Origin of the sequence: Inquilinus limosus MP06, assembly GCF_000767795.1 — a bacterium.
Lineage (GTDB): Bacteria > Pseudomonadota > Alphaproteobacteria > DSM-16000 > Inquilinaceae > Inquilinus > Inquilinus limosus_E.
Genome location: NZ_JANX01000467.1, coordinates 1 through 5199, shown reverse-complemented (window position 1 = coordinate 5199; position 5199 = coordinate 1). Strand labels below are relative to the sequence as shown.

Genomic DNA, 5199 nt, shown 5'->3' with positions numbered 1-5199 from the left:
GACGTGGCGTCGTCGATGGGCATCGACACCGAATGCGTCGGTCATCGCGACCTGCCGCGGCTAGGCGGCTTCGACGCGCTGCTGATCCGCGAAACCACGGCGCTGCAATCGCCCAGCTACGCCTTCGCCGAGACCGCGGCGCAGCTGGGCCTGCCGGTGATCGACGACCCCGTGTCGATCCTGCGCTGCTGCAACAAGGTGTTCCTGCACGAGCGGCTGAAGGCCGAGGGCGTGCCGCAGCCGCGCACCCTGGCGGTGCGGGCCGACACGCTGGCCGCCGCCGGCGAGGTGCTGGGCTTCCCGCTGGTGCTGAAGGTGCCGGACGGCGCCTGCTCGCGCGGCGTCATCCGCGTCGACAGCCCGGCCGAGCTGCCGGTGGCGGGTCGTCGTCTGCTGCGCCGGTCGCGCCTGATCCTGGCGCAGGAATACCTGTACACCGATTTCGACTGGCGCATCGGCGTGCTGGCCGGCCGGCCGCTCTTCGCCTGCCGCTACCGCATGGTGCGCGGCCACTGGCAGATCTTCCGCCACGGCCGGGACGGCCGCAGCGAGGAAGGTGCGACCGAGCCGGTGCCGCTTGACGCCGTGCCATCGGCGGTGCTGTCCACCGCGCTGTCCGCAGCCGCCCTGATCGGCGCCGGCCTGTACGGCGTCGACCTGAAGGAGACGGCGCGGGGCCCGGTGGTGATCGAGGTCAACGACAATCCGAACATCGATGTCGGGCTGGAGGATGCCTGCCTGGGCGCCGCACTGTACGAGCGGCTGCTCGGCCATTTCCTGAAGCGGATCGAGGCCGGCGAGGAGCGCGCGACCGTGCCGGGCCGGGCGGTGGGGTCGATCTGGTAGTCAGCCTATTCCCTACCTGAAACCGTCATGGCGAGCCCCGAAGGGCCGTGGCCATCCAGGGCTCGCACCGGCCCCTGGATGGCCACGGCGCTGCGCGCCTCGCCATGACGGATTATTTGTATTCGGTAGAGCGGGCTCAGCCCAGATTCTGGCCGATCGCCAGGAACTTCTCGCGGCGTTTGCTGCGCAGAGTCTTGCCGTCGAGGTCGACCAGCCCGGCCAGCGCCGACCCGATCGCGTCGCCGACGGCGGTCATCGCCTGCTCCGGGAAGCGGTGGGCGCCGCCGACCGGCTCCTCCACCACCGTGTCGATGACGCCGAGCTGCTTCAGGTCCTGCGCCGTCAGCTTCAGCGCCGCCGCGGCCTCCTGGCTCTGCGCGCTGCTGCGCCACAGGATCGAGGCGCAGCCTTCCGGAGAGATCACCGAGTAGATCGAGTGCTCCAGCATCAGCACCCGGTCGGCCACGGCGATGCCGATGGCGCCGCCCGAGCCGCCCTCGCCGATCACGATCGAGACCACCGGCACCTGCACCCGCAGGCAGGATTCGATCGACTTGGCGATAGCCTCGGCCACGCCGCGCTCCTCCGACGCCACGCCGGGATAGGCGCCGGCGGTGTCGACGAAGGTGATCACGGGCAGGTGGAAGCGGTCGGCCAGGTCCAGCAGGCGCTGCGCCTTGCGGTAGCCCTCGGGCTTGGCCATGCCGAAATTGTGCCGGATGCGGCTCTCGGTGTCGTTGCCCTTCTCCTGCCCGATCACCACGACCGAGCGGCCCTGGAACCGGCCGAGCCCGCCGATGATGGCGCGGTCCTCGGCGAAGGCGCGGTCGCCCGCCAGCGGCTGGAAGTCGGCGATCAGGCCCTGGATGTAGTCGAGCGCATGCGGCCGATTCGGGTGCCGCGCGACCTGCACCTTCTGCGCCGGCGTCAGCCCGCGATAGGTGTCGCGCAGCAGCTTGTCGACCTTGGTCTGAAGCCGGGAGACCTCGTCGGCGATGTTGAGCTCGCCGGCGTCGGTGATGTGCCGAAGCTCCTCGATCTTGCCTTCGATCTCGGCGATCGGCTTTTCGAATTCGAGAAAGGTCTTCATTCCGCGTTGAGACTGGCCCTCGGGATCGGGGGGCTGTCTAACACAGGGCCGCGCGCATTGAGACCGAAATCTGCGCAGGGCTGACCGCGGCTTCTGCCCGCAGCAAGGTTCCGCCGGGACAATCCTCCAGCGCGCCCAGCCGCAGCTCCGCCACCAGCAGGCGGTGCGGCTGCTCGTCCGGCATCACGAAGCCCAGCGGCGCCGCGGGCTGGAAGCCGAAGCGGGCGTAGTAGGCGAGGTCGCCGACCAGCAGCACCAGACGGTGGCCCATATCGGCCGCCCGCTTCATGCTGCCGCGCATCAGGGCGGCGCCGACGCCGGCGCCGCGCAGCTCCGGCTGCACCGCCAGCGGCCCCAGCAGCAGCGTCGGCCGGCCGGAATCGAGCAGCATCGGCCAGTAGCGGACCGAGCCGAGGATGCGGCCGCCGGGCCGCCCGTCCTCGCGCACCACGAAGCACAGGCTGCGCGTCGGCGCGATGCCGTCGCGGTAGCGGTAGGAGATCTTGGCTTCCCGGTTCGGGCCGAAGGCAAGGTCGAGCAGGGCGTCGACTTCGGCCGCATCCCGCGGCCGCTCGGTCTTCAGGAGGTACAATTGGAAGTCCTTGGAACGGGGAGCGTCGGTTCGCGCGCCGACCGGCTTCCGTCCCGCCCGCATCATGGTTTCGCGAGCACCCCGGAACGCCTCAGGCCGCCGCGCCGCGAAGGGCGGGCTGCAGGCGTCGTCGTCGCAGCGTCGGGGGCAGGAGGGTCACGTCGGTCCGTTCCATGAGGATCAGCGGCAACAGCGAAACCGCAACCAGGCCCGGCTGTCAATGCAAATGCTGAAGATCCTCCGCTTACGGCGATGCAATGTGACGGCGGACGGCCGTTGTGCCAGGACAGGCAAATGCAGGCCGTCCAGACAGATATGCCCCGCCAGTTCGCCCGCTATGCCGGCGTCGGCGCGGTTGCGACGGCGGTCCACTACATGGTGCTGGTCGGGCTGGTCGAATCGGGCGGCGCAGCGCCGCTGCCGGCGACGCTGGCGGGCTATGTCGCCGGCGGCCTCGTCTCCTACGCGCTGAACCGGCGGCTGACCTTCGCCGGCGGCCGGCCGCATCGCGAGGCGGCCTGGCGATTCGTCGCGGTCGCGGCCTCGGGCTTCGCCTGGACCGGGCTGCTGATGGCGCTGCTGGTCGGCCGGCTCGGCGCGCCCTACCTGCCGGCCCAGGCCGCGACCACGCTGGTGGTCCTGTTCTGGGGCTTCCTGGCGAACCGGCTGTGGACCTTCGCCCGGCCACAGGGGACCTAGGAGCGCTTCGCCTTCGCCAGCGGATGGGCTGCGGCCACCAGGCTCTGCAGCCGGTCGCCCAGCACATGGGTGTAGATCTGGGTCGTGGCGATGTCGGCATGGCCCAGCATGGTCTGGACCGAGCGCAGATCGGCGCCGTGCGACAGCAGATGGGTGGCGAAGGCGTGGCGCAGCACATGCGGGCTGACCCGGCTGGGCTCGATCCCCGCCTCGACCGCAAGGTCCTTCAGCAGCTGGCCGAATCGCTGCCGGGTCAGGCAGCCACCGCGGGCGGTGCGCGACGGGAACAGGAAGCCGCGGTCGCGGCCCTTGACGAAGAACATGCCGCGATGCGGGAGATAGGCCGCGATGGCGTCCCGTGCCGGTTCCGACAGCGGCACCAGCCGTTCCTTGTCGCCCTTGCCGCGCACGATCAGCGCCCGTCCGTCCCGCGCCAGGGCCGAGAGCGGCAGCCCGACCAGCTCGGACACGCGCAGGCCGCCCCCATAGAGGATCTCGAGCAGGGCCAGCAGGCGCAGCCCCTCTGCCAGCCTCTCCGGGTCGGCGAACAGGCCCGAAACCGCGCCGATCAGGCCCTCGACCTCGTCCTCGGACAGCAGCTTCGGCAGCGGCCGGCCCAGCGCCGGGGAATCGAGCGCGGCGGAGGGATCGTCCTGGCGCCGGCCCTCCGACACCAGGAAACGGTAGAACTGGCGCATCGCTGACAAGCGTCGGGCCGCGGTGCGGGCGGCGGTCTTCCCGCCCTTGGCCCCTTCCCGCCGCGCCAGATCGCCGAGATAGGCGCGCAGATCGTCGGTGCCGGCGCGGTCGACGGCGCCGCCGCGGGCCTCGAGGAAACGGTTCAGGTCGAGCAGGTCGCGGCCATAGGCCTCGCGGGTGTTGGCGGCGGCGCCGCGCTCCGCCACCAGCATGTCGAGGAAGGCCTCGACCGCAGGCGGGGGCAGCAGCCGCGGCGCCGGCGGCCGGCCGCGACGGCGCTTTGGGGCCGCGGCCTCGGTCACGGCCCTATTTGAATTGATCGTTAGGAATCACCTTCTCGACCGTCTGGGTCGGCGGCCGGAAGTCGATCACCGCGAGCGCGACGCCGCCGCCGACGATGACCAGCAGCACTGCGAGCGCCAGCACCCGGCCGAGGCCGCCGCCCCCGCCGCCACCACCGGAACCTTGCGAAAAGCGCGACTTCGAACGACGACGAGCCAAGACGGACCCCTGACAGGTGTGAAACCAGGCCGATGCGCCGGCCGGGGCTGGAGAAAGCAGATGCGGCGGGCCCGGCGCAACCCTATCTTAGGCCGTCGGCAAGGCGGCGGCAAACCGCCAGCCGGTATCTGACACGCCCGGATCGGGCCCGGAAGAGGATCGATGATCACCACGTTGCACCGCCCTTTGCCCCGCACCCTGGTTCTGGTCGGCCTGATGGGCGCCGGCAAGACCGCTGTGGGCAAGCGCGTGGCCGCGCGGCTGGGCCTCGGCTTCATCGACGCCGACCAGGAGATCGAGACGGCGGCCGGCTGCACTATCCCGGACATCTTCGCGCGCTATGGCGAGCCGGCCTTCCGCGACCTGGAGCGGCGGGTGATCGCCCGGCTGATGCGCGATCCGGTGCAGGTGCTGTCGACCGGCGGCGGCGCCTTCATGGACCCGCAGACCCGGGATGTCATCGCCGAGCTGGGCCTGTCGGTCTGGCTGAAGGCGGAGCTGGCAGTGCTGGCCGCCCGCACCGCCAAGCGCAGCAACCGGCCGCTGCTGCGGGGCGGCGACCCGAAGGCGCTGCTGGCCGAGCTGATGGAGCGGCGCCACCCCATCTACGCCTTGGCCGACCTGACGGTGGAGAGCCGCGACGGGCCGGTCGAGGAGACGGTCGACCGCGTGCTGGCGGCGGTCGACGCGCATCTGGCCGCTCACGAAACAGCCGCGGACGAAACAGCGCCCGCGGGGCGAACGGATTGACATGACACGAGAGACCATCCGC

7 protein-coding genes are annotated in these 5199 nt (G+C 71.2%); 3 read left to right on the top strand and 4 right to left on the bottom strand.

From position 1 onward, the window contains the following. Positions 1 to 846, top strand: an 846-nt coding sequence (locus P409_RS26085) for an ATP-grasp domain-containing protein (RefSeq protein WP_034845310.1), incomplete at its 5' end; no start/stop codon positions are given. Positions 847 to 982: 136 nt separating this feature from the next. Here the strand turns inward: P409_RS26085 and P409_RS26080 are convergent. Both P409_RS26080 and P409_RS26075 read right to left on the bottom strand, forming a co-directional pair. Further along, entirely contained in the window at positions 983 to 1936 is a 954-nt protein-coding gene (locus P409_RS26080) for an acetyl-CoA carboxylase carboxyltransferase subunit alpha (RefSeq protein WP_034845303.1), read from the bottom strand. Between the two features lie 37 nt (positions 1937 to 1973). Continuing rightward, entirely contained in the window at positions 1974 to 2528 is a 555-nt protein-coding gene (locus P409_RS26075; RefSeq protein ID WP_052121400.1) for a GNAT family N-acetyltransferase, read from the bottom strand. Between the two features lie 315 nt (positions 2529 to 2843). Between P409_RS26075 and P409_RS26070 the strand changes: the two genes are divergently transcribed. Beyond that, positions 2844 to 3227 carry a GtrA family protein gene (locus P409_RS26070; protein ID WP_034845307.1) on the top strand — a complete coding sequence of 128 codons (384 nt, stop codon included), beginning with the start codon at positions 2844 to 2846 and terminating at the stop codon, positions 3225 to 3227. On the opposite strand, the gene P409_RS26065 is transcribed toward P409_RS26070, so the two are convergent. Continuing rightward, positions 3224 to 4228 (bottom strand): site-specific tyrosine recombinase XerD, encoded by a 1005-nt coding sequence (locus P409_RS26065; protein WP_238578774.1) that lies wholly within the window; start codon positions 4226 to 4228, stop codon positions 3224 to 3226. The genes P409_RS26070 and P409_RS26065 overlap by 4 nt on opposite strands. Positions 4229 to 4232: 4 nt before the next feature. Continuing rightward, entirely contained in the window at positions 4233 to 4427 is a 195-nt protein-coding gene (locus P409_RS39975) for a hypothetical protein (protein ID WP_152613546.1), read from the bottom strand. A 162-nt stretch (positions 4428 to 4589) separates the two neighbouring features. On the opposite strand from P409_RS39975, the gene P409_RS26060 reads away from it, so the two are divergent. After that, entirely contained in the window at positions 4590 to 5177 is a 588-nt protein-coding gene (locus tag P409_RS26060; protein ID WP_034845301.1) for a shikimate kinase, read from the top strand. Positions 5178 to 5199: the final 22 nt, after the last annotated feature.